This window comes from Chitinophaga ginsengisoli, from assembly GCF_003014595.1.
In the GTDB taxonomy this organism is placed as follows: domain Bacteria; phylum Bacteroidota; class Bacteroidia; order Chitinophagales; family Chitinophagaceae; genus Chitinophaga; species Chitinophaga ginsengisoli.
On the sequence record NZ_PYGK01000005.1, the window covers coordinates 479,820 to 501,753 of the forward strand.

The 21,934-nt window shown below is 41.6% G+C and carries 19 protein-coding genes; 17 read left to right on the top strand and 2 right to left on the bottom strand.

The genetic code is table 11. The features are described from left to right. The first annotated feature begins 77 nt into the window (after positions 1 to 77). The 10 genes from CLV42_RS15530 to CLV42_RS15575 all read left to right on the top strand — a co-directional run bounded on the left by CLV42_RS15530 (position 78) and on the right by CLV42_RS15575 (position 12,887). Entirely contained in the window at positions 78 to 1,403 is a 1,326-nt protein-coding gene (locus CLV42_RS15530) for a radical SAM/SPASM domain-containing protein (RefSeq protein ID WP_106602828.1), read from the top strand. Then, complete coding sequence (locus tag CLV42_RS15535; protein ID WP_106602829.1) at positions 1,384 to 2,226, top strand: hypothetical protein; 843 nt, start codon at positions 1,384 to 1,386, stop codon at positions 2,224 to 2,226. Before CLV42_RS15530 ends, CLV42_RS15535 begins: the two co-directional genes overlap by 20 nt. A gap of 35 nt (positions 2,227 to 2,261) precedes the next feature. Continuing rightward, on the top strand, positions 2,262 to 2,465 hold the full coding sequence (locus CLV42_RS15540; RefSeq protein ID WP_106602830.1) for a hypothetical protein: 204 nt from the start codon (positions 2,262 to 2,264) through the stop codon (positions 2,463 to 2,465). Between the two features lie 6 nt (positions 2,466 to 2,471). Then, complete coding sequence (locus CLV42_RS15545; protein ID WP_106602831.1) at positions 2,472 to 2,675, top strand: hypothetical protein; 204 nt, start codon at positions 2,472 to 2,474, stop codon at positions 2,673 to 2,675. Between the two features lie 42 nt (positions 2,676 to 2,717). After that, complete coding sequence (locus tag CLV42_RS15550) at positions 2,718 to 5,018, top strand: peptidase domain-containing ABC transporter (RefSeq protein ID WP_106602832.1); 2,301 nt, start codon at positions 2,718 to 2,720, stop codon at positions 5,016 to 5,018. Positions 5,019 to 5,029: 11 nt separating this feature from the next. Next, positions 5,030 to 5,764 (top strand): putative HlyD family type I secretion protein, encoded by a 735-nt coding sequence (locus tag CLV42_RS15555; RefSeq protein WP_106602833.1) that lies wholly within the window; start codon positions 5,030 to 5,032, stop codon positions 5,762 to 5,764. Positions 5,765 to 5,873: 109 nt separating this feature from the next. After that, positions 5,874 to 8,948, top strand: coding sequence for a lantibiotic dehydratase (locus tag CLV42_RS15560; RefSeq protein ID WP_106602834.1), 3,075 nt, complete (start codon positions 5,874 to 5,876; stop codon positions 8,946 to 8,948). Further along, a complete protein-coding gene (locus tag CLV42_RS15565) occupies positions 8,935 to 10,038 on the top strand; it encodes a sensor histidine kinase (RefSeq protein WP_106602835.1) in 1,104 nt (367 codons plus the stop codon). The genes CLV42_RS15560 and CLV42_RS15565 overlap by 14 nt, the downstream gene beginning before the upstream one ends. A 25-nt stretch (positions 10,039 to 10,063) precedes the next feature. Next, positions 10,064 to 10,792, top strand: a complete 729-nt coding sequence (locus CLV42_RS15570) for a LytR/AlgR family response regulator transcription factor (RefSeq protein WP_106602836.1) — start codon at positions 10,064 to 10,066, stop codon at positions 10,790 to 10,792. Positions 10,793 to 11,333: 541 nt separating this feature from the next. Beyond that, on the top strand, positions 11,334 to 12,887 hold the full coding sequence (locus tag CLV42_RS15575) for a family 43 glycosylhydrolase (protein ID WP_106602837.1): 1,554 nt from the start codon (positions 11,334 to 11,336) through the stop codon (positions 12,885 to 12,887). 282 nt (positions 12,888 to 13,169) lie between these two features. Here the strand turns inward: CLV42_RS15575 and CLV42_RS15580 are convergent, their stop codons facing one another. Continuing rightward, positions 13,170 to 13,967 carry an SDR family oxidoreductase gene (locus CLV42_RS15580; RefSeq protein WP_106602838.1) on the bottom strand — a complete coding sequence of 266 codons (798 nt, stop codon included), beginning with the start codon at positions 13,965 to 13,967 and terminating at the stop codon, positions 13,170 to 13,172. Between the two features lie 162 nt (positions 13,968 to 14,129). Between CLV42_RS15580 and CLV42_RS15585 the strand changes: the two genes are divergently transcribed. From CLV42_RS15585 to CLV42_RS15600, 4 genes are all read left to right on the top strand, one after another. Then, on the top strand, positions 14,130 to 14,486 hold the full coding sequence (locus CLV42_RS15585; protein WP_106602839.1) for a winged helix-turn-helix transcriptional regulator: 357 nt from the start codon (positions 14,130 to 14,132) through the stop codon (positions 14,484 to 14,486). A 338-nt stretch (positions 14,487 to 14,824) separates the two neighbouring features. Continuing rightward, entirely contained in the window at positions 14,825 to 15,364 is a 540-nt protein-coding gene (locus tag CLV42_RS15590) for a hypothetical protein (RefSeq protein ID WP_106602840.1), read from the top strand. Between the two features lie 378 nt (positions 15,365 to 15,742). Further along, positions 15,743 to 16,132 (top strand): helix-turn-helix domain-containing protein, encoded by a 390-nt coding sequence (locus CLV42_RS15595; RefSeq protein ID WP_106602841.1) that lies wholly within the window; start codon positions 15,743 to 15,745, stop codon positions 16,130 to 16,132. Between the two features lie 64 nt (positions 16,133 to 16,196). After that, positions 16,197 to 16,916: an SDR family oxidoreductase gene (locus tag CLV42_RS15600; protein ID WP_245901667.1), complete on the top strand. Its 720-nt coding sequence runs from the start codon at positions 16,197 to 16,199 to the stop codon at positions 16,914 to 16,916. 144 nt (positions 16,917 to 17,060) lie between these two features. Here CLV42_RS15600 and CLV42_RS15605 read toward each other — a convergent pair whose 3' ends face one another. Then, positions 17,061 to 18,044, bottom strand: a complete 984-nt coding sequence (locus tag CLV42_RS15605) for an aldo/keto reductase (protein ID WP_106602843.1) — start codon at positions 18,042 to 18,044, stop codon at positions 17,061 to 17,063. A gap of 142 nt (positions 18,045 to 18,186) precedes the next feature. On the opposite strand from CLV42_RS15605, the gene CLV42_RS15610 reads away from it, so the two are divergent. The 3 genes from CLV42_RS15610 (at position 18,187) to CLV42_RS15625 (ending at position 21,929) form a co-directional block, all read left to right on the top strand. Beyond that, on the top strand, positions 18,187 to 19,083 hold the full coding sequence (locus tag CLV42_RS15610) for a helix-turn-helix domain-containing protein (protein ID WP_106602844.1): 897 nt from the start codon (positions 18,187 to 18,189) through the stop codon (positions 19,081 to 19,083). A 344-nt stretch (positions 19,084 to 19,427) separates the two neighbouring features. Then, positions 19,428 to 20,060: a hydrolase gene (locus CLV42_RS15620; protein ID WP_106602845.1), complete on the top strand. Its 633-nt coding sequence runs from the start codon at positions 19,428 to 19,430 to the stop codon at positions 20,058 to 20,060. A 102-nt stretch (positions 20,061 to 20,162) separates the two neighbouring features. Continuing rightward, positions 20,163 to 21,929, top strand: a complete 1,767-nt coding sequence (locus tag CLV42_RS15625) for an amidohydrolase (RefSeq protein WP_106602846.1) — start codon at positions 20,163 to 20,165, stop codon at positions 21,927 to 21,929. The last annotated feature ends 5 nt before the right edge of the window (positions 21,930 to 21,934 follow it).

The following is a 21,934-nucleotide window of genomic DNA, read 5'->3' on the forward strand; positions in this document are numbered from 1 at the left end:
TTTTAAGCTATGATCTGCTAATTGTCCGGCTACTGATAATCTTGTTTTATTTTTTACTATACTTAAAAGATTGTATTATGAAGAAAAGTCAGTTTAACACCAGTCTGGTTTATGAAAACAAAAATTATATCTATAATGCATTCAGCAATAAATTTATTGCAGTAGATCCGACCATTTCTGACATTCTTGATGCTATCAGAACGCCGGAGAATATAGAAGAACTTTCGGGGTATCATCCAACATTGTATAGTTCCCTTTGTAAAAATGGTTTTTTTGTGGATGATGAGGTGGACGAAGTGGAAAAGGTAAAGGAACTAAGTGCGAAGGTTGATAAGAACGATACGCATTTCGAATTGATCGTTAATCCTACCATGAACTGTAATTTTAAATGCTGGTATTGTTACGAGTCGCACGTGAAAGGGTCGAAGATGAATAAGGAGACAGTCAATAAAACCTGTTCTTTAATTGCAAATATAATTGAATCTAACCCCAACCTTAAATCTTTTCATATTGCATGGTTTGGAGGAGAACCCTTAATGTATTATCGTGATGTTATAGAACCTATCATGGATTTTGCAGAGGACTTCTGTGCCATTCATAACATTTATCTTTCCTGCCATTTTACTACTAATGGCTTTTTACTTACAGATGAGATTATTGAGTCGCTGAAGAAATATACAATTACCGGTCTCCAGATTACCCTGGACGGGAATAAAGAAACGCATAATACCGTGAGGTATGTTAGTGCTACAAGGGGATCGTACGATACCATTATAAGTAATATCGTGAAGTTGTGTGAAAACGATTTTCACGTGGGTATAAGAGTGAATTATACTGCCACTAATATGGATGGTTTTGAAGAGGTTTTTGACGATCTGTGTATGATCTCCAATGAGAAAAGGCATTTCGCCACCATATCCTTTCACAAAGTCTGGCAGGTAAGCGATGACAAAGTAATGTCTGAAAGGGTAAGAAGCCTGATCAGGTTAGTAAGAGACATCGGATTTGTATCGGCGGAAGGCGCCATCCCGGATAGCGTAAGGCACTCCTGTTATGCAGATAAAGTGAACAACGCAACAATTAATTATAACGGTGATGTGTATAAGTGTACTGCACGAAACTTTTCACCTGATGCTAAGGAAGGGGTATTGAATGATGATGGCAAAATTGAATGGAATTCCAAGTTCCATGAGAGAATGGACATTAAGTTCAAAAATAAACCCTGCCTGGAATGCCCTATTATGCCATTGTGTAATGGAGGTTGTTCGCAACATGCTATGGAGAATGCAGGGAAGGACTATTGTGTATATGATTTCGATGAGAGTAAAAAGAAGGAAATAGTGATGAAGAAGCTAATGAATATAATCGATAAAAGTAATAGTAATGAATACAGCCGCTTATAATATAGCCAGTGAGGATTTTTTCTCCGGTATATATTCCAGGGAAGTCCTGGCAAAAGTGGCATGCGGAGAAGAATTGGCGAAATATGATTACTATGAATCGGTTTTTCAGCATGCTTTGAACCTGGCTAAGGGTAAGAAAATAGAGGAGAGTGTCAGGGAGTTTGAAAAGGGAGAGGAGAGGCTTAGTGCAGAAAAGAAAGGATCAGATCTGAACGCTGTTTTGTCTGATTGTTTGTATCCTAAAAAAGCTTATCTGTACTATAAGTTAAAACGGATGTCACTTGCCCGGCTGCTTACTTATAAGTCAATCATTACGAATGAAGGTTTGAAGATATCCCGGGGATTTAATTTCCTGGTATTTGTTCAGACTCAACAATATCATAATCTCGCCAGGATCTTTTTTGCTGAATCAAATGTAAAAGAAGGAATTCGGTTGAGTTACCGGTTGATATGGTTCCTGTTGACCAAAGAATCGGCTGGAGTAAAGTACCTGGATAAAATAGCGCTTCCTGTAGAGGAGGAAGAGTCGCAACTAAGGTGTGCAATGACTTACCAGGTGCTGTTTGAATTATTAGGTGTGCTGGCCAGGATGAAGAATAATGTGGCGCTCTATCTGAAGTCTTTGATTATTTTCCTGGAAGAGCTTATTCAGCATTTCAATGTGTGTAACGAAAGGGAGCATACGCTCAGGAATTTTCTGATTGTATTCTCGGGCATAGATCTTCACGACCGGAGCCGTTATATTAATGCCGCTAATCATTTTTTACAAACTTCAAAGGACATGTTTCCTAATACTGAAAGAGTTATTAAGTTATTCTATTGATTGCGAGTAATATTAACACAATAAATCAGTTAAAAATGAAGAAGCTAAAAGATTTATTTGCTAAAAAGAGTAAGCCTGCATTGGAGAAATGCACGGCTTTCGAGATAAAAAAGGAAGAGTCGGATGTGTTGTATGGTGGGTTTAAGGAATATAAGCCGCCTATTTATGAACAGGATGATTCTACTAATTATTCGTTCAAAACTACCGAGTTGTTAATCGATATTAATCAAACTAAATAAAGTATCATGTCACAGAAGAAAAAGAACAAAAAGGAAAAACCAAAAGACAAAAAAGACAACATCGTGGATGTTGATAAACTGAAGTCATTTGGAATTATTAAGGGTGAAGGTGATGACGATATAGAGGAGATTGATGGGGGTGATATTTCGGGAGGAAAAACAGATGATGATACCACTGTCGATACGCACTGGCCGACTACAGGAGCGTAATGCATAACGGGATGTGGCAACAGATTTTTAAACTCCAATGCAATGGCTTTATTTAGTAAAAAATACAAGTTTTATAAACAGTTGGACTACATGGATTGTGGCCCCACCTGTTTGCGCATGATTGCTGCCTACTACGGGGAAGAGTATTCGCTGGATTACCTGAGGGCAAATTCATATATTACCAAGAATGGCGTTAGTTTATTAGGATTGAGTGAGGCAGCAGAGAAGATTGGATTCAAAACGCTGTCAGCGAAACTGAGTTACGATCAGCTTACCCAGCAAATTCCTCTTCCCTGTGTGTTGCACTGGAATCAGGAACATTATGTGGTACTGTATGCGGTGGAGAAGAAAAATGTTTTTCGCCCGGTAGAAAGGATTGTTATTGCAGATCCGGGGCATAATCTGGTAAGGGTAGAGCGGGATGTTTTTGAGAAGTGCTGGGTTAGTTCGGCCGACAAAAGGGGAATTGCGCTATTGATGGAGCCTACTCCTGAGTTTTATCGTAACTCAGAAGAAGAACAGGCAGTAAGGAGCGGATTCGGCTTCCTGGTGGGCTATTTAAGGCCTTATAAGCGTTATTTCGTTCAGTTGATCCTGGGGATGTTGCTCGCCAGTCTTATTAGTATGTGTTTCCCCTTTCTTACGCAAAGCCTGGTTGATTTCGGCGTGAGCCGTAAGAAGATGGACTTTATATATTTGATCCTGCTTTCTCAGTTACTGCTTTTCCTCGGAGGAATAGCGGTAGATCTTATAAGAAACTGGATTTTGTTGCATATAAGTACGCGCATTAGTATCAGCATTATTTCGAATTTCCTGATTAAGCTGATGAAACTTCCCATTAATTTCTTCGAGTCGAAAAATGTGGGAGATATTACACAGCGTATCAATGACCATAAAAGGATTGAATCTTTCCTGACGGGATCGACCCTTAGTACCCTGTTTTCTATCATTAATCTCTTTGTTTTCTCTTTTGTACTATCCCTTTACAATACAAAATTGCTGGTGGTATTTGCACTTGGAAGTGCGTTATCTATTTTTTGGATCTCTATTTTTCTGAAGAGAAGGAAGAATATTGATTATAACCGTTTTCAAAGAGCCAGGGAGAATCAAAACAGCTTGTTTGAAATTATAACAGGCATGCAGGAGATTAAACTTTACAATAGCCAAAGAGCGAGAAGATGGGAGTGGGAGCGTATTCAGGCTAAATTATTCAAGGTGAATATTAAGAGCCTCGCATTAGAGCAATACCAGGGGATAGGCGCTTCTTTTTTCACGCAGCTTAAGAATATTGTGATAAGTTATCTGGCAGCCAAGCTGGTTATTGAGCAACAGATCACGCTTGGTGTGATGCTCAGTATATCCTACATAGTAGGGCAGATGAACAGTCCTTTAGACCAGATCATTTCATTTATAAAAAGCGTTCAGGACGCAAAAATAAGTCTTGACAGGCTTAATGAAATTCACAGCAAGCCTGAGGAAGAAACAAGTGAAGACCTTATTGGGTATAACGAGAATAAGTGGCCGAGGGAACCAGAAAATGGTTCGGATGCACTGTATTTAAGTCATGAGCTTTTTACCAAAAGCATCCGGCGAAATACGGGCGATGGCATTTCTATCTCCAATCTTTCCTTTAGATATGGATCACCTAAAAGTCCGCTTGTGTTGAAGAATGTCAGTATGCATATTCCGAAGGGTAAAGTTACTGCCATCGTAGGGGCAAGTGGAAGTGGGAAAACCACTTTGTTAAAATTATTGTTGAAGTTCTATCCACCTTCAGAGGGGCAGATTTTAGTTGATGAAGTGAATCTTCAGGATATATCTGCTCAGTTGTGGCGTAACAACGTAGGCACTGTAATGCAGGATGGATTCGTTTTTTCCGATTCCATAGCAAGAAATATTGCTGTTGATGGAGAAAGAATTCAGGAGGAAAAACTTTATGAGGCGGTTAGGATTGCCAACATGCATGAATTTATTGCGAAGTTGCCTTTAGGATTCACTACCCGGATCGGCAATTCCGGATCCGGCTTAAGCGGTGGCCAGAAGCAGCGGTTATTTATAGCCAGGGCAGTATATAAGGATGCGAAGTATTTATTTTTTGATGAGGCGACCAGTGCACTAGACGCAAACAATGAAAAAGTGATCATGGAGAACCTGAACCAGTTTTACAAGGGAAGAACGGTAGTGGTGATAGCGCATAGGTTAAGTACTGTAAAAAATGCCGATCAGATTATTGTGATGAAAGATGGAGAAGTAGTAGAAGAAGGTCATCATACTGAACTGACAAGAGTCAAAGGGTATTATTTTGAATTAGTTAAGAATCAGCTGGAATTGGATGTCGCATAAATAATAAAGATATGCCAGAGAATAACCAATCTTTAGAAATCAGAAGTAATGAGATGGAGGAGGTGGTGGGAAATATCCCTGTATGGATTATCCGTTGGGGGATAACTGTTTTATTTGCGGTAGCTGTATTAGGTTTGCTGATTGCTAACTTAGTTCGCTATCCTGATATGCTTCATGCAACAGTGCTGATGCAGAGCGAAAATCAGCCGGGAAAAGTAACGATAAGGAGGACGGATGAAAATGCTAACTTCAAATTTAATTACCTGGTGAAAAGCGGGGATCAGGTCGTTCCCGGTGATACACTGCTAACACGATATGATCCCAAGACAGATCAGAATTATTATACAATCACCCCTATGGGAGGTAAAATTTATATAACGAAGGGGATCGATCAGAAGAATACATTAGATCAGATTATATGGGTGGTGCCTAAATCATCCAGAGCTGAAATAAAAGTAAAGTATAACAGCAAGCGTGCCGGTAACGTGAAGGTGGGTCAGTCGGTTAAAATTGAACTGTCTGATTTTCCAAGTAATGAATATGGATTTTTAGAGGGAACTATTTCCTCCATTCTTCCGGTGCAAATGGATGGGGAGCATCTGGCTTATGTTGAGCTGAATCAGAAGAAGATCATTACGTCGGAAAATAGGGAAATACCACTATTGCCGGTAATGGAAGGTAGTGCTGAGATAGTGTTAAGTAACAGAAGCATTTTTCAGAGAATTTTTGGAAGTATGTTTAATTGATCCTGGTTAGTAGCCTTTTTTTGAGGAATTATATTTTTTGCATATATTGGTTGTTCGTAACCCATTTCTATCAAATATATCATCTGCAATCCAGTACTCAATAAATAATATGCAGAAAGGATGCTTAAAAGACTACGGTAAAGTTGTTGTAAGAACCCCTCTATACTCTTATCAGTGTTTATTTGATCAGCAGAATAGCACACTGGACCTCGATAAGGTCGTTATTTCCATGTTGGAAGATCCCGTATTTATTGAAGGCCTTTATTGGAGTTCGCCGCAACTTTATGAAACGGTACTGGAGTTTAAAAACGGACATCTTGATGCTTCCAGGCAACACAAACTAATGCATACTTTGAAAAAGTATGCTATTCGTGCAAGTACACGGTCGACGCCTTATGGTATTTATGCAGGATGTGCTTTAGTTGACATGGATAATCGTAGGGAGCTGGCTGATAATATCGCCGGGCGAAAGGTGCGTATTGACATAGGTTTACTTCAGCAGATTGTAAAAAAGATAGAGAAACACCCTGCCTTGTGGATGCATCTTCGGTACCAGGTAAACGACTCTTTATATCATATTGCTGGTCAATACCGTTTTGTAGAAACGATCGTAGAAGAAGGTAAATACCAGTATCAAATCAGTTCTATTGATCAGACAGATCTATTGGAAAGGCTCATTATTCTGATTCGGCAACAGAAGACCCTTACTATTGCCGATATGTATACGGAGCTTGGTGAAGGCAACACTTATGAAGAGTTTGAAGTTTTTATAGGGGAACTTATAGAAACGCAACTATTGGTTAGTGAGTTGCAGATAAGATTGACTGCTAAAGAGGAAACAGCGCGTATCCAAAACGCACTGGATAGACTGGCAAAACTGCCTGTTGCGGCAGCTGTGCCCTTTTTTGATTTATTCGAAGAGATCCAGGCAACAATAAACAAATTTGAAGAGCTCCCCCTTGGCGCTTTGCCGATCGATGATATAAGACATTTGGAAATGACGTTGAAGGAGTTGGATATTGAGGTGGCGCAACGTCATATTTTTCATGCAGACCTGAAGCAACCGGCGCCTGCTTCATTTGTTTTCCCCAGATCAGGCTTACAGGAAATGGGGAAAGCAATATCCCTGTTAGGCAAACTTTCGCATGCAATTTCGCCTTTGGAAGTACAGCTGGACCGGTTTAAAAAAAAGTTTACTGAGAAATATGAAACGCTGGAGGTCCCATTGGCCGAGGTGTTAGACCCTGAGTTTGGCATCGGATTTCCTGCTACTGACAATATTGGCAATGTGGCGCATAACTCGTTAGCCGAGAGAATGAATTTGCCCGCCAGAAAAAAAATTAGTAAAAAAGGCAATGAATGTAATGCCTGGTTACTGGATAGGATGGAATCATGGGATAGAGGTACCTTGAGAAAGGGAATCCAGCTACAGGATAAAGATTTTGAGAAACTGGAGGATAAATCAGACCAGCTTGCCAATTATTTTACTGTGATGGGCGCCTGCTTACCCTCCGGCGATATGTTGCTACAGCATGTAGGTGGTGCACATGCCAATATATTATTGGGCAGGTTCGCACATCTGGGAAAGGAGATGAGTGCTTTTTGTAAGGAGCTTGCCGTAGACGAAATAAGGGCGAATGAGCATATAGCCTTTGCAGAGATCATACATATTCCTGAAGGCAGGGTAAGTAATGTTGCGCGAAGGGAGCAATTTTTTGACTATGAAATTCCATTCCTGGGTGCTAGTGCCGTGGATGGCGAAAGGCAGCTGACTATTGAAGATCTAATGGTTTCCATTCAACGGGACGAAATTGTTCTGCGGTCGCGTAAATGGAATCAACGTGTAGTGCCAAGATTATCTAATGCCCATAATCATGCAAACAGCTCCATAGCTGTATATAAATTTTTAGCCGCACTGCAGCACCAGGGAAAGTCAGGTTTTGAAATCAGCTGGGGATCGCTTGCTCAGCATAAGCGTTTTTTACCTCGTATCAGTTATAAGCATTTCATTTTGCATCGCGCTACCTGGTTTTTGCGGGAATCTGATATACAGGATATCATGCGCGCTGACGACCAATTGGCAGCACTCAGGCTTTTTCTATCCAGGTGGGAAGTTGCAAAAATGGTGTGTTTCTGTGAAGGCGATAATGAACTGTTCATTGACACAGAGAATGACACTTATTTGCAGGTATTGCTAAGAGAGATGCGGGGATGTAATACGGTAAAACTGGTGGAGTGGTTATTTGATAACAGTACGTCTGATCATGGCGGGTATGGGGCACCTTTCGCACAACAGTTTATACTTCCCTTAGCCAAGCAGCAACCAGTGAGGATGCATTCATTTGCGAAAAAAGGGGAGGGCAAAACTCAACGTGTTTTTGAGCCTGGTAGCGAATGGGTGTATTTTAAAATATTCTGTGGCGCGCAAGCGTCAGATAAAATTTTATTAAAGGTGATAAAGCCGGGTATCGACTTTCTGTTGAAGGAAAAGGTGATCGATCGGGCTTTTTTCATTCGTTATACTGATCCGCATTACCACATCCGGTTCCGGTTACATTTGGTTGATAGTGGGGGAGGTGAGGATTATTCTGTAACCACAAAGCATATTTACAATATATTGCATCCATATTTAGAAGAGAAGCTGGTTTGGAAGGTACAACAGGATACTTATCAGAGAGAGATAGAACGATACGGAGAGGATTCTATGTTGCTAACTGAAGAGATTTTTTTTCATGATAGTCTTTCGTTTCTCACCTGTATGGATGAGGAAGACTTCGAAGATGATCAGCAGATAAGATTTTTAGCTTCCATCAAAAATATGGATAACTGGCTATCTTTGTATGGAATGTCATTGGAGGAAAGAATTACTTTCTGTACTGAGATGTCTGACGCTTTTTCCCTTGAATTTGGGCGTGATGTAAAAAAGCAGTTAAATGCACAATACCAGGAATGGAGAAAGCCGATGGCTGATTTTTTAAGTGGAGAGCGATTTAATGACATCTTTGTTGAAAGGGCCATCAGGTTAGAGCGTGTGGCATTGCCTGTAGACAATATCTCAAGCTACATACACATGAGCATGAACAGGTGGTTTACTACGGAACAACGTTTTATGGAATATATGGCATATTCTTTTTGCGGAAAGTATTATAATCAAATAGTGCATCAGAAAAATGGCGCGCAGTAACGAGTTTTCTATATATCCTAATCGATCAGCAAAGCCGCTGTTACATATTTTGTACTGGTCAATGATGTTGTTTTTTATCATGGCTATTACATCATACTCTTTCAAGGCCAGTATTTTTTATACGGAAAGCGTACTCTTTTCCTGCAGTGTACTGTTGAATGCTATCCTGATTCATTACTTTGTGTGTTATTTTGGTTTTCAGCATATAAGGAAAAAGAGATGGGCCTTAATTATCGTGGATATCCTGGCTATATACTTTATATCTTTATTAATAACAACCTCTTCTTTGAACCTGTTGAAATATCTGTATCCTGAAAATGCAGTTATTGGCAGGTTGTATCAGAATTTTGCTGTGAACAGTTTCAGGAAGGCTTTTAATGGTGAATTGCTCCTGTGGATATTTTCCTTAATAATATGGTTTAATACCTTTGGAATTATTATTAAAATAGGTAAAGATTTTCATGAAAGTTCCCTGGAGAAATTAGCTATTGCCCAGGAGAAGAATTCCATGGAAATAAGCTTTCTGCGTGCACAGATACAGCCACATTTTTTATTCAATACCTTAAACAGCATATATGGGTTGATTATTCATAATGAGGAAGCCAGCAGAGTGGTCATACAGTTGTCCAATTTACTACGGTTTTCCTTATATGATAGTGCAAAAGAGCATATTACACTTAAAGAAGAGATCGAATTTTTAAGTAATTACCTGCTACTTGAAAAAATGCGGTATAAAGAGAGCCGGGTGCAAATAGAATATGATTTTGAGCAAATTGAAAACAAAGAAAAAATTATTAAACCCTTAATTTTAATTAACTTTATTGAGAACGCCTTTAAGCATGGGATAAATGCCACTATAAAGAACGCATGGATAAAGTTATCTATGACAGAACAAGATGGTATTTTGACTTTCCATTCTGCAAACAACAAACCCATTGCAGCCAATGGCAAAAGGAATCATGAATCCAGCGGTGGTCTTGGACTTAAAAATGTACGACGTAGACTAGAGTTGGAATATCAAACGCGCTACAGCCTGGACATAAAAGAAACAGACGATGTCTATGAGGTGGCGCTGGTGCTAAAGTTATAACCTATATGACCCTTACCCTTTTACGATGAAAGTCCTGATAGTTGACGATGAACCCATAGCCCAACAAATACTGGAGAATCTATCCAGGAAAGTAAGTTACTTAGACATAGTAGGTATTTGTGACAATGCGATCGTTGCATTGGAATCGATACAGGAAATGCAACCAGATTTGATTTTTCTGGATATACAAATGCCGGAGATGACGGGATTGGAGATGTTGCGTATTCTCCGTCAAAAGAATATCCTGGTTATATTTACAACTGCTTTTCATGAATATGCCCTCGAGAGTTATGAATTGGATGCGGTAGATTATCTGCTTAAGCCAGTGGCATTTGAGCGCTTCCTCAAAGCAGTCACTAAAGCCAACGAGCTTTTTAAATTGAAGCAAATACAACAGTCTTCCATCAACGCCGCTAAAAATAGCGAGACCAAAAATTACGTATGGGCTAAGGAGGGGCGTAAGCGGGTGCAGATATGTATAGAAGACATTATCCTGGTGCAGGCGTTAAAAGATTATATGGAATTACAGTTGCCAACCGGGAAGGTTATTTTAAACATCACTATGAACAAAATAGAGGAATTGCTGCCTCCTCCTTCTTTTTTACGTGTTAATCGTTCCTGCATTGTGCGTAAAAGCGCTATTAAATACATTCAGGACATGCATATAGAAATTAACCTGCCTACGGTAAAAAGGATTCCCATAGGCCCAACCTATTGGGAAGATGTGAAAAAGCATATAGTGGAATTATTTTAATATAAGAGGTAAGAGCGCTTCTCTGTCGAAAAACGCATGTGTTTGGTCGAAAGAATTATGTTTCTTTTTTATAAAAGATAAACTTGGGATTACATTATTATTAATCCTAAATCTAACTCTATGCCGACCCAAAAACTTCAAATCAAAAAACGCGTCGTTTGTAAGTGTAAAGCAGAAGAGCAACCTGTAGTTCTTAAAAATAACCGCGACGCTAAAACACCACCTGACACCACCGTTACTATTCCCCCTACTGGTTTTACTACTTTTTGATTGCTGAGCAGGCCGATATTTACACGATTATTTCCAACAGCTACGGACAACCGCTTTTCTTTAAGATGCTATCGCCTGCCTTGGAAAGGTATAACGACAAACGCCGGAGATAATACCTCCGGCGTTTGCCGTTATGCCCGAAATTGAAGGATTTTATAGAAAAGTAAAAAGCCGCAGGTTGAGATAAATCGACAAAACGCTGAACAGATTATGCAGTATCTATTCGTTTATTTGAATGATACTAATCAAATCATTTTAACCACAATTTTCCATGAAAAAAGAGTTATTTACTGGAACTGCTGTTGTCATCGCATTGCTGGTGGCCGGTTGCCAGAAAAAGCAATCGGAAAGTATTACTCAGTTGAGTCCACCCACAACGTTAAGCGTCGCACCTGCATTAGGAACATTGCTGGATAGTGCTATTTATCGCATCAGGGCGTTCTCTTCGCTACCAGCAGGCCCGGTAGTTGAAGTAACTGGAAACTCAACCGCTGCAGGTGCTAAAATTCAGCAATGGGGATGGTTTCCTAATAACGGACAGAAATGGAAGCTTATAAAAATCGATGCCACTTATTATAAGCTGGTCAATGTTACGAGTAATAAATGTCTCCAGTCGCCATCGGCAACTTCGGGAGAGATATTACAGCAGGGAACCGATGATGGCTCTGATGCACAACGCTGGGCAATTGCCTATTCCGGCAATAACAATGTTTTTTCGCTGACCAACAAGCAAACAGGTATGAAAATGGTTGTTGATCCTGAAGATAGTGTGCCAGGCAGAAAAATCAAACAGAAAAGTAGTGTAACAGGCACGCAGGATCTCTTTGAATTCCGTAACCTCAATTTTCAGAATCCTTTAATTACTGGCAGCCGTCCTGATCCCTTCATAGCGCAGAAAGATGGATATTATTATTTCCTGTATACTAAAGGTAATAAGATAGGCATTACGAAAACTCCATCCGTATCATTACTGGCGGCTATGCCTGAGACCATCGTCTGGACTCCTCCCACTGGTACGGCGTATTCGTCTAATATATGGGCGCCTGAATTACATTTCCTGTCAGGCAAGTGGTATATCTATTTCGCTGCTGATGATGCAGGTGGAGATGATAATCACCGCATGTTCGTACTGGAGAATCCCAATGCAGATCCAACAACCGGAACATGGACATTCAAAGGAAAGATATTTGATTCAACTGATCAATGGGCTATTGATGGTTCGGTATTGACCATTGGCACTAAAAATTACTTCATATGGTCGGGTTGGGAGAATGTGGCTACCAAATATAAACAGTATATATACCTTGCTCCGATGTCCAACCCATGGACCATCAGCGGTGCCAGGGTGGCTGTATCATCGCCTACCAATACCTGGGAAAAATATGAGCCCAGTTCATTAGGACTTGGCGTTAATGAAGGTCCTATCATGCTGCAGAAAGATGCCAGTAGTCCGGTATTCATTATATATTCCGCAAGCCGGTATACGAGTGACAATTATTGCCTGGCACAGATACAGTTAAGAAGCGGAGGTGATCCCACCGTTGCCGCCGACTGGATAAATAAGAAACAGGTGTTTGTCAGAAATGATGCTAACAGTGTTTATGGACCAGGGCACAACGGCTTTTTTACCAGTAGTTATACCGACGCAAACGATGTGTTGCATACCGAAAACTGGTTTGTATATCATGCGCGCAGTGTAGCCGCCACTACAAATGGAGGCAGACCGGCGAGAATACAAAAGCTAACCTGGAATACAGATGGATCACCAAACTTTGGCGTAGCCGGAGCTACAGGTGTTGATATTCCTATTCCGATAGGTGACTGATAAGGTTATCAGGGTTGTTTATGGGGCCGACCTAAAAGCAGCTTTTTTGCTTTTGGGTCGGCCCTGTTTTTAGTGCCCGGTAGCGGTACTTTTGCTGGATCTCTTTTAAAATTTATAAAGATAATTTACTGTGAGCCTGGCACCATTTCCTTTCACATAGCCAAGGTTATCAGACATCCATTGAGAAGGAATAGTAAAGTAATTTTTATTCAATAGGTTTTCTATACCGATTTGGACAGCGTCTACTACCGTTACCTTCACTTCTGCGACACAGAACTCATTTTAGTTAACTACCGGGAAATTTCCTCCATCGATAGCGAGATTCGCGCCAGTGATATAGGAGGCGGCGGGTGAAACAAGGAAGTAGATCAGTTCAGCTGTTTCTTCCGGAGCGGCCATTCTTCCCAGCGGTACGCCACCAACTCTTTCGAAAAGCTTTTCAGTCATTTTCTCCACAGTAATATCTGCCTGTTTTGCATAATCCTCCAGAAAAGCGGTCATAGCCTCCGTTTTATTTAAGCCAGGAGATACGGTCACTACTCTTATACCTTTATCGGCAACTTGTGTGGCCAATGCTTTACTATAGGTATTCAATGCTGCTTTTGCGGTACTATAAGCCATAGTAGACTCCCAGATAGGAAACTGACTACTAGTGGTGGAGATATGAATGATCACGCCACTTTTTTGCTCCAGCATTTTGGGTAGTAAAGCCCTATCGAGGCGAACAGACGAGAGCAGGTTAACTTGCAGGGCCTGGTTCCAGTGTTCGTCCGTCAGGGTACTAAATCCTCCACCTGGATAGGTGTTTGCTCCCATGTTATTGATCAGTATGTCTATGTGCCCGAATTGCTCGTGAATGAAATTGGCTACTTTGTTCACTTCTTCAGCCTTTGATAAGTCTGCGGCAATAAAGGTGTATGTGGCACCCTGCTCATCCGGTGGATTTCGGGCTGTGACAATAACAGTTGCACCTGCCTGCTCTAATCGTTTAACAATAGCTTTACCGATTCCCTTTGTTCCTCCTGTCACCAGGGCGATTTTACCTTGTAATATCCCATTAGTGGTTTGTCTACTTTCCATACTAAATGTTTTTAATTGCGTGTTATTCGTTTACCGAAAAAATAGATTTATTTTAGTTTCATAAAGTAACTAAAACTGTTGCTTGTAATTATTCTCACAGCACTAATTGGTAGTGACGTTTATGTAACTAAAAGCCGAAAAGTGGTAACATTCATGTAACCAATGAAGAAATTGAAAGAAGATATACCCGCCTGCCCGATTGTTTACACGATGACCTATTTAGGCGGGAAATGGAAACCTATTATCCTGGGACGGCTCTTAAAGGGACCTGTTCGGTTTGGTAAGCTAGCGGTACAAATACCGGATATATCACGTAAAATATTAACTGAACAACTGAAGGAGTTAGAGGAAGATGGACTGATTATCCGGCATAGCTATAACGAGAAGCCGCCACGTGTTGAATATGAATTAAGCGAGATAGGCCAAACGGTTATTCCTGTTTTATTGGCTATGACAGAGCTGGGGAGCAAAATGCATGAAGCTATAACCAGACATAAGCGTGTTGCTACAGGCGCTTAGTGATTGCTATTTCCCCTGCCCTCTCATCTCAATCCTGTACCGGATGGCTTTAGCCATTCGGGAGTCCAACGTATCAAAATGACCCCCTGGCATGCTTCATCCTTTCTCGGTGAGGCAGTACTACCTATGGCTTACTTTAAACTTACCAAAAGGATATCAAAAGGATACCAAAAGGATATAAAAAGGATATAAAAAGGATATCTATATATCAAATGGATATTGAAGTGACCTTTAAATACTATTTTAGTCTCCATTTGATAAGCTATTGGTAAGTTCTTCGTATATTAGAGATACTGAGACTGTAAACTTGTAATCTATAACCTCAAAAAACCTTTTTTATGGCCATTGTTAAAGACAATATCCTCCTGAAGCTTGTACGGGGCACCCTCGGTAAGCAACTCACGATCTACGAACGGAATGGGCAGATCATTATGGCGACGAAACGCGGTCCATCAAAGAAAAAGCCTACACAAAAGCAGTTAGAAGCAAGGCTTAAGATGACTATTGCTTCGGGACGTGCACAGCGGGCGCTGGCCGATCCGGAGGTAAAAGCCTACTATGCGTCGCTGGCAGGGCCAGGACAAAATGCCTATAATATAGCAGTGAAAGACGCTTACCGCAGTCCTGAGGTTCAAAGTATCAGATTAGAAGAAGAGGAAGTTGTGGTGACTGCTAAAAATGAGTTCCGTGTAGCAGAAGTGGAGGTAACGGTAGTAGACGCTGAGGGTGTTGTTAAGGAGCGCGGGAAGGCTATCCTGGGCTGGAACGGAGTAGATTGGCATTATAAGGCAACTGTGCTGCCTGCAGGCGGTAAAGTCATCGTGGAGGTGGTAAGTCTGCCCGAGAAACTAACGGTGAAGGAATTGCTGCTTACATAAAAAACGTCTTCACTGTTTACGCATGGCTTCTTCCTGGTTGGGGAGTTTTGCCTGTATAGCTGAAATAATCTCCCATTTGCGCGCCTGCGCGAATTATTTTGACACGTTTTGTTCCCCCGTTGAAAGTGGGCAGGCGTAGCCTTGCCACAGGCTTTCAATTTGATCCTTGATGGATCAGGTCGAATCCTTGAGCACTTAACGGGGCTTGAAAGATGATGCTACTGCGGGAATCGAATTTACTTTGATTGGATGATATGCATTTATGAAAAGAAACCCATGATTATCAACTTCTAAGACATTTAGATAGCAGTGAATAAAATACGTTCGTTTATTTTGGCAATTTGGTAATTTTAAAGCGACGCTTTTAAAATGAAACAAATGAGGCATAAAGAAAGAGATATCTCACCCAGAAAAATAGAAATTGCCAGGCAGTTTTTGTTTGAGCTAGATAAACATCTAACTGAACTAAAAACGGGACAAGTAGAAAAGTCGATCGAACTCAATGAAATTGCGGAACGATTGTTTATAGTTCCTAATCATATGAGCGACACCGTGAGAGAAGTATTAGGCAAATCGCCTTGCGAAATCTACGAGAATAAATTAGTAGAAATAGCCAAAGATATGCTTGAAAATTCAAACAAGCCAGTCAACGAAATCGCGAGAACTTTAGATTACGACCCCTCTAATTTTACCAAGTTCTTTAAGAGTTATGCAGGATTAACGCCCTCAAAATACAGGAAATCAAAAACAGAACACTTCACCATTTAAACAGAATAGCTCACCATTTATTTTTCTCGGGGCTTTCTAGTTTTGTCATCAATTAAATAATAAAATGATGACAACAAAAAAGACAGTCCTGATTACAGGCGCCAATCAGGGACTTGGATTTGAGACAGCGAAACAACTAGCTGAACTTGGTTATTATGTTTACATGGGAAGTCGTGATAGATCCAAAGGAATAGCAGCGCAGAAAAAATTAAATGAATCAGGACTTAGTGATGTGGAGTTTATTGAGATAGACGTAACAGACATCAATTCAATAAAATCGGCAAAGCAGGAATTAGCAGCAAAAACACAACAATTAGATGTGCTGATCAATAATGCAGGCATCTCAGGGGGGAGCCCTCAAAATATGTCCACATACGAAATGGAAAATTTGCGAAAAGTATTTGAAACTAATTTTTTTGGAGCGGTACAAACAACACAACAGTTTATTGATTTACTAAAAGAATCTGCAGCGCCACGAATAGTAAATGTTTCAAGCGGATTAGGTTCTCTCCAGTTTAGTAATTCTCATGATTTTGCATTCTATGCCTACGGATGTTCCAAAACAGCATTAAATGCCTTTACTGTAAGTTTAGCGAAGGAATTTCGGAATACAAATTTCAAAATAAACAGTGTTGAGCCGGGCTATACAGCAACAAACCTCAATCAATATCAGGGCACACAAACCGTAGAAGAAGCGGTTGGTATAATTGTCAAATCTGCAACCCTGGGTCACGATGCACCAACAGGAAAGTTTTTCTGGAAAGAAGGCGAATTTGCCTGGTAAAAAACTACAGGCAGAAGCATTTTCACTAGCATGGTTATTGACGTGTAGCCAGTAACTGCTGGACTAAAGATTATTGGTTGAAAGAAAAAGCCGTCTTAATTATTATTGAAGACGGCTTCTTCCTTTTTTAGTGCCCGGTAGCGGTTACTTACCCTGCAGGTTTGCCAGGCTTGCGGGATAGCGTTCTCCGTGAATGCTGATACTGTCCAAAGCCTTATTGATATTGGCTAAATCATCATCGCTCAAGGTGATGTTTACACCGCCTATATTTTCTTCCAGGCGAGTCATTTTTGTGGTTCCCGGAATCGGTACAATCCATGGCTTTTTCGCCAGCAACCATGCCAATGCAATCTGTGCTGGCGTTGCGTTATGCTCTCCCGAAATTTTTATTACAAGGTCAACAATGGTTTGATTCGCTTCGCGGTTTTCTTTGGTAAAACGAGGAATGACATTTCTCCAATCGGACTTGTCAAATTCGGTGTCCGCATTCATCTTACCCGTTAAAAATCCTTTGCCCAACGGGCTAAACGGAACGAAGCCAATGCCCAATTCTTCAAGCAATGGAATGATTTCTTTTTCAGGTTCGCGCCAGAACATAGAGTACTCGCTTTGCAAGGCCGTTACGGGTTGTACGGCATGCGCCCTGCGTATACTTTTCTCTCCAGCTTCACTCATACCGAAGTGTTTTACTTTACCTTCGGCAATCAAATCTTTTACGGTTCCGGCAACATCTTCAATAGGTACATTCGGGTCCACGCGGTGTAGATAAAACAAGTCGATATAATCGGTTTGCATATAACGCAGCGAGTTTTCCGCTACCTGCCTGATGCGTTCCGGGCGACTATCCAATCCGTCTGTATTCCTGCCGTTTTTAAAGCCGAACTTGGTAGCGATGATTACTTTATCACGTACATGGTGCAATCCTTTTCCTACCAATTGTTCATTGGCGCCTTGTCCATATGCTTCTGCAGTATCAAAGAAAGTAATTCCCGATTCATATGCTTTTTGAATGAGTGCAATGGCATCGTTTTCATTTGTTGCCGGACCATAACCATGGCTTAATCCCATGCAGCCGAAGCCAAGTTCGGACACTTCTAGTCCTGAGGCTCCTAAGTGTCGTGTTTTCATGTTGTATTTTTTTAGCTACAAAATTGTGAAGGATGGGGGAGCCGTTTTGTATACAGATTACTGGGTTTCCTACCAATATTACTGATTGGGAAGGCCGGTATCAAAAGGGATCTGTAATTTTGTAGCGATAAAAGAATAAGGTATGGAAGACATTGTAAGAATTGACAGCATTACGCAATACAATACCATGCGGGGCATAACTACCAAGCATCCTCTGGTTACAGTGATTGACCACTCGAAAGCGCTGCCGATGCCTGCCAGGTCATTCAACTTTGGTTTGTATGCGGTTGGTTTGAAAGAACTGAACTCCGCCCAGTTGCGTTACGGAAGAAAGCACTATGACTACCAGGAGGGAAGTCTGGTATTTGTAGCGCCCGGACAGGTGGTAGGTGTGCAACCTGGCGTTGAATCATTTGCCCCGAAAGGCTGGTCATTGCTCTTTCATCCCGACCTGATAAACGGCACTCCGTTGGGCAAACACATTCAGGAATATTCCTTCTTTTCGTATGATGTAAATGAAGCGCTTCATCTGTCGGATAAGGAGAGGGGTATTGTGATTGATTGCTTCTCAAAGATCGAGTATGAGCTCGATCAAAATATAGACAAGTACAGCAAAGGACTGATTGCATCAAACATCGAGTTGTTGCTCAATTACTGCATCCGTTTTTACGACCGCCAGTTCATTACGCGCGACAATGCAAACAAAGGAATGCTGGAACGGTTTGAATACTTATTGAAAGGCTATTTTTCATCCGATAAACCGCAGAACGAAGGCTTACCTTCCGTAGCTTATTTCGCGGAAGCCCTACATTTATCGCCCAACTATTTTGGTGACCTGGTGAAGAAAGAAACCGGCAGATCTGCTCAGGAATACATTCAATCAAAAGTGATAGATTTGGCGAAAGAGAGAGTGTTTGACATGAATAAATCTGTGAGTGAAATTGCCTATGAATTGGGCTTTAAATACCCGCAGCATTTCACCCGTTTATTCAAACAAAAAGTTGGGGTTACGCCGAATGATTACCGGACGTTGAATTAAATAGTTTTTTGCTGACATTGTCATTCTCCATTAATTATGTCGCCTGCTCTGAATGACCATTCCATATGTTTGCCAATATCTTGTCGTATCAGCATATTTAGCTGTGCAGTATGATGTTGGGTATGTCGAAGGTTATAAAGTAGAATTTCCAAAATCGGATAATCCATATCATTTGGCCCGTCGATATATCCTACGGGCCTGTTACCTCGCAAATATCTGCCACCTTCATAAAATTACGAAATGCCGTAAAAGGATTTCAAAATGAATTTCTTGTAATAATTTGATATTCAGCTAATTATCAGATGGCACTTTAATTGACTTCATGGGGAAACAAAATTTCTTTTATGAAACCATCACCAAGTCTGCTATCTCCTTCCAATCACACATTGGTTCTTATCGATTTCGAAGGCCAAATGGGATTTGCAACCAAAAGCATTGCATTAAGTGAACTGCGTACCAACACCGCTATCGTCGCCGGGGCATCAAGGATTTTTAATGTACCAACCATTGTAACGACTGTTGCAGAGCAAACATTTTCCGGACCTGTATTCCCTGAAATTGAAGAATTCTATCCGCAGGCTACGTCCGGTTACCTGGACAGGACCAGTATGAATACCTGGGAAGATGAAGCCGCATACAAGGCAATTGTTGGAAAGGGTAAAAATAAATTAGTGCTGGCTGGTTTATGGACCGGTGTATGTATTGTTGGGCCGGCCCTGTCAGCTATCGAAGAGGGTTACACAGTATATGTCATTACAGATGCCTGCGGTGATGTTAGTCCGGAGGCGCATGAGCGTTCCGTTCAACGGATGGTGCAGGCTGGTGTAAAACCCATCACCTCCATTCAGTATCTATTGGAATTGCAACGCGATTGGGCAAGGCAGGAAACCTACGTAGCGGTAACCAACCTGATGAAAAAATATGGTGGTTCCTATGGTATCGGCATCCAGTATGCACACACGATGCTACAGCACTGATTTGTGTGGTAGCGGTATAGATTCCGGCCGCCATTATCCCGCAAAAGGAAAATAATTCTCCACCAGGACAGATAACGTATCTGCCTTTTAAAATTCGATAAAATGAAAACTTCGCTGACTGTCTTCCTGCTATTTTGGATGACCAGTCTGTTGGCGCAAAAGGCCGATATAATTATTACCAATGGCAGGATCACGACGTTGGACGATGCAAAAGGCGAAGTGCAGGCTGTTGCTATCGCTGGAAACAAAATCGTTGAGACAGGCTCCAATACAGAGGTGTTACGCCTCAAAGGAAATAAAACGACGATCATAGATGCGCGTGGAAACCGTATTATTCCCGGATTGTTTGACAGTCACCTGCATGTTATCAGGGCCGGACGTTTTTTCAATACTGAGCTGCGTTGGGACGGTGTGAAGTCGTTGAAAAGAGCGCTGGAAATGCTAAGGGAACAGGCGCTGCGCACACCACAGGGACAATGGGTGAGGGTGATCGGCGGCTGGAATGAATACCAGTTTGAGGAAAAAAGATTACCTACCATCAGCGAGATCAATGAAGCAACGGGTAATGTTCCCACCTTGATTATGTATTTGTATGGCAAAGCATGGCTGAACAAGGCAGGATTACAGGCATTGAACATTACCGGCAATACGCCGAATCCTCTGCAGGGGCTCATTGAAAAAGATAATGATGGCAATCCGACGGGTTTCCTTGTGGCAGAGCCCAATGCATTTATCCTCTACTCCACATTAGCCAGACTGCCGGAACTGACCAAGGAAGAAAAAATAAACTCTACGCTGCAGTATATGACGGAGTTGAACCGCCTTGGCGTTACGGCCGCCATGGATGCAGGCGGTGGTTTCCAGAATTTTCCGGATGATTATGCTGTCACAGATGAACTGAACCGGCAAGGGAAAATCACCGTAAGGCTACCTTATTTTCTCTTCGCACAAAAGAAGGGGGCGGAGCTGGCAGACTATACTAAATGGCTTGGTATGGTAGAAATTGATGACCACGGCCACAATAGTTTCAATCAGGTGGACTACTATGTGGAAGGCGGTGGAGAGAACCTGGTATTGGATGGCGCTGACTTTGAAAATTTCCTGTTTCCACGGCCCGAGCTTCCTGCTGCCATGGAAAAGAATATGACAGAGGTGCTGACACTCCTGGTGAAGAACCGCTGGCCGTTCCGTATCCATGCCACCTACAATGAAAGCATTACACGGTTCCTTAATGTTATCGAAGACATCAACAGGCAAATACCGCTCAATGGCCTGGTGTGGTTCTTTGATCATGCTGAAACCATCAGCGACGGGAACCTGCAGCGCGTTAAAGCATTGGGTGGCGGTATCGCCATCCAGCACAGGATGGCCTACCAGGGTGAAAGCTTTATTCACCGGTACGGCAGGCAACCAGCCCTGGCCTCACCGCCTGTGAAAAAAATGCTTGCAATGGGCCTGGCTGTAGGACTGGGAACTGACGGAACGCGGGTGGCGAGCTATAATCCCTGGGTAGCCCTGTACTGGATTACTACTGGCAAAACGATCGGGGGTACCCAGGCAATGGCAAAGGAAAATGCATTGGACAGGAAAACTGCCCTGGCCCTGTATACCTACGGCGGTTACAACCTGATCAAAGAAGCATACAAGGGCAGGATTCAGAAAGGCTACTATGCTGACCTGGTGATGTTGGATAAAGACTATTTCCAGGTGGGTGATGAAGAGATCAGAAGTATCACTTCCAAACTCACCATCCTGGATGGCAAAGTGGTGTATGGCACTGATGAATACAAGGCTGTCGCACCTGCCGCATTACCTGTTATTCCGAACTGGTCGCCGGTAAAATATTATGGCGGATATCAACAAAACTAAACGCA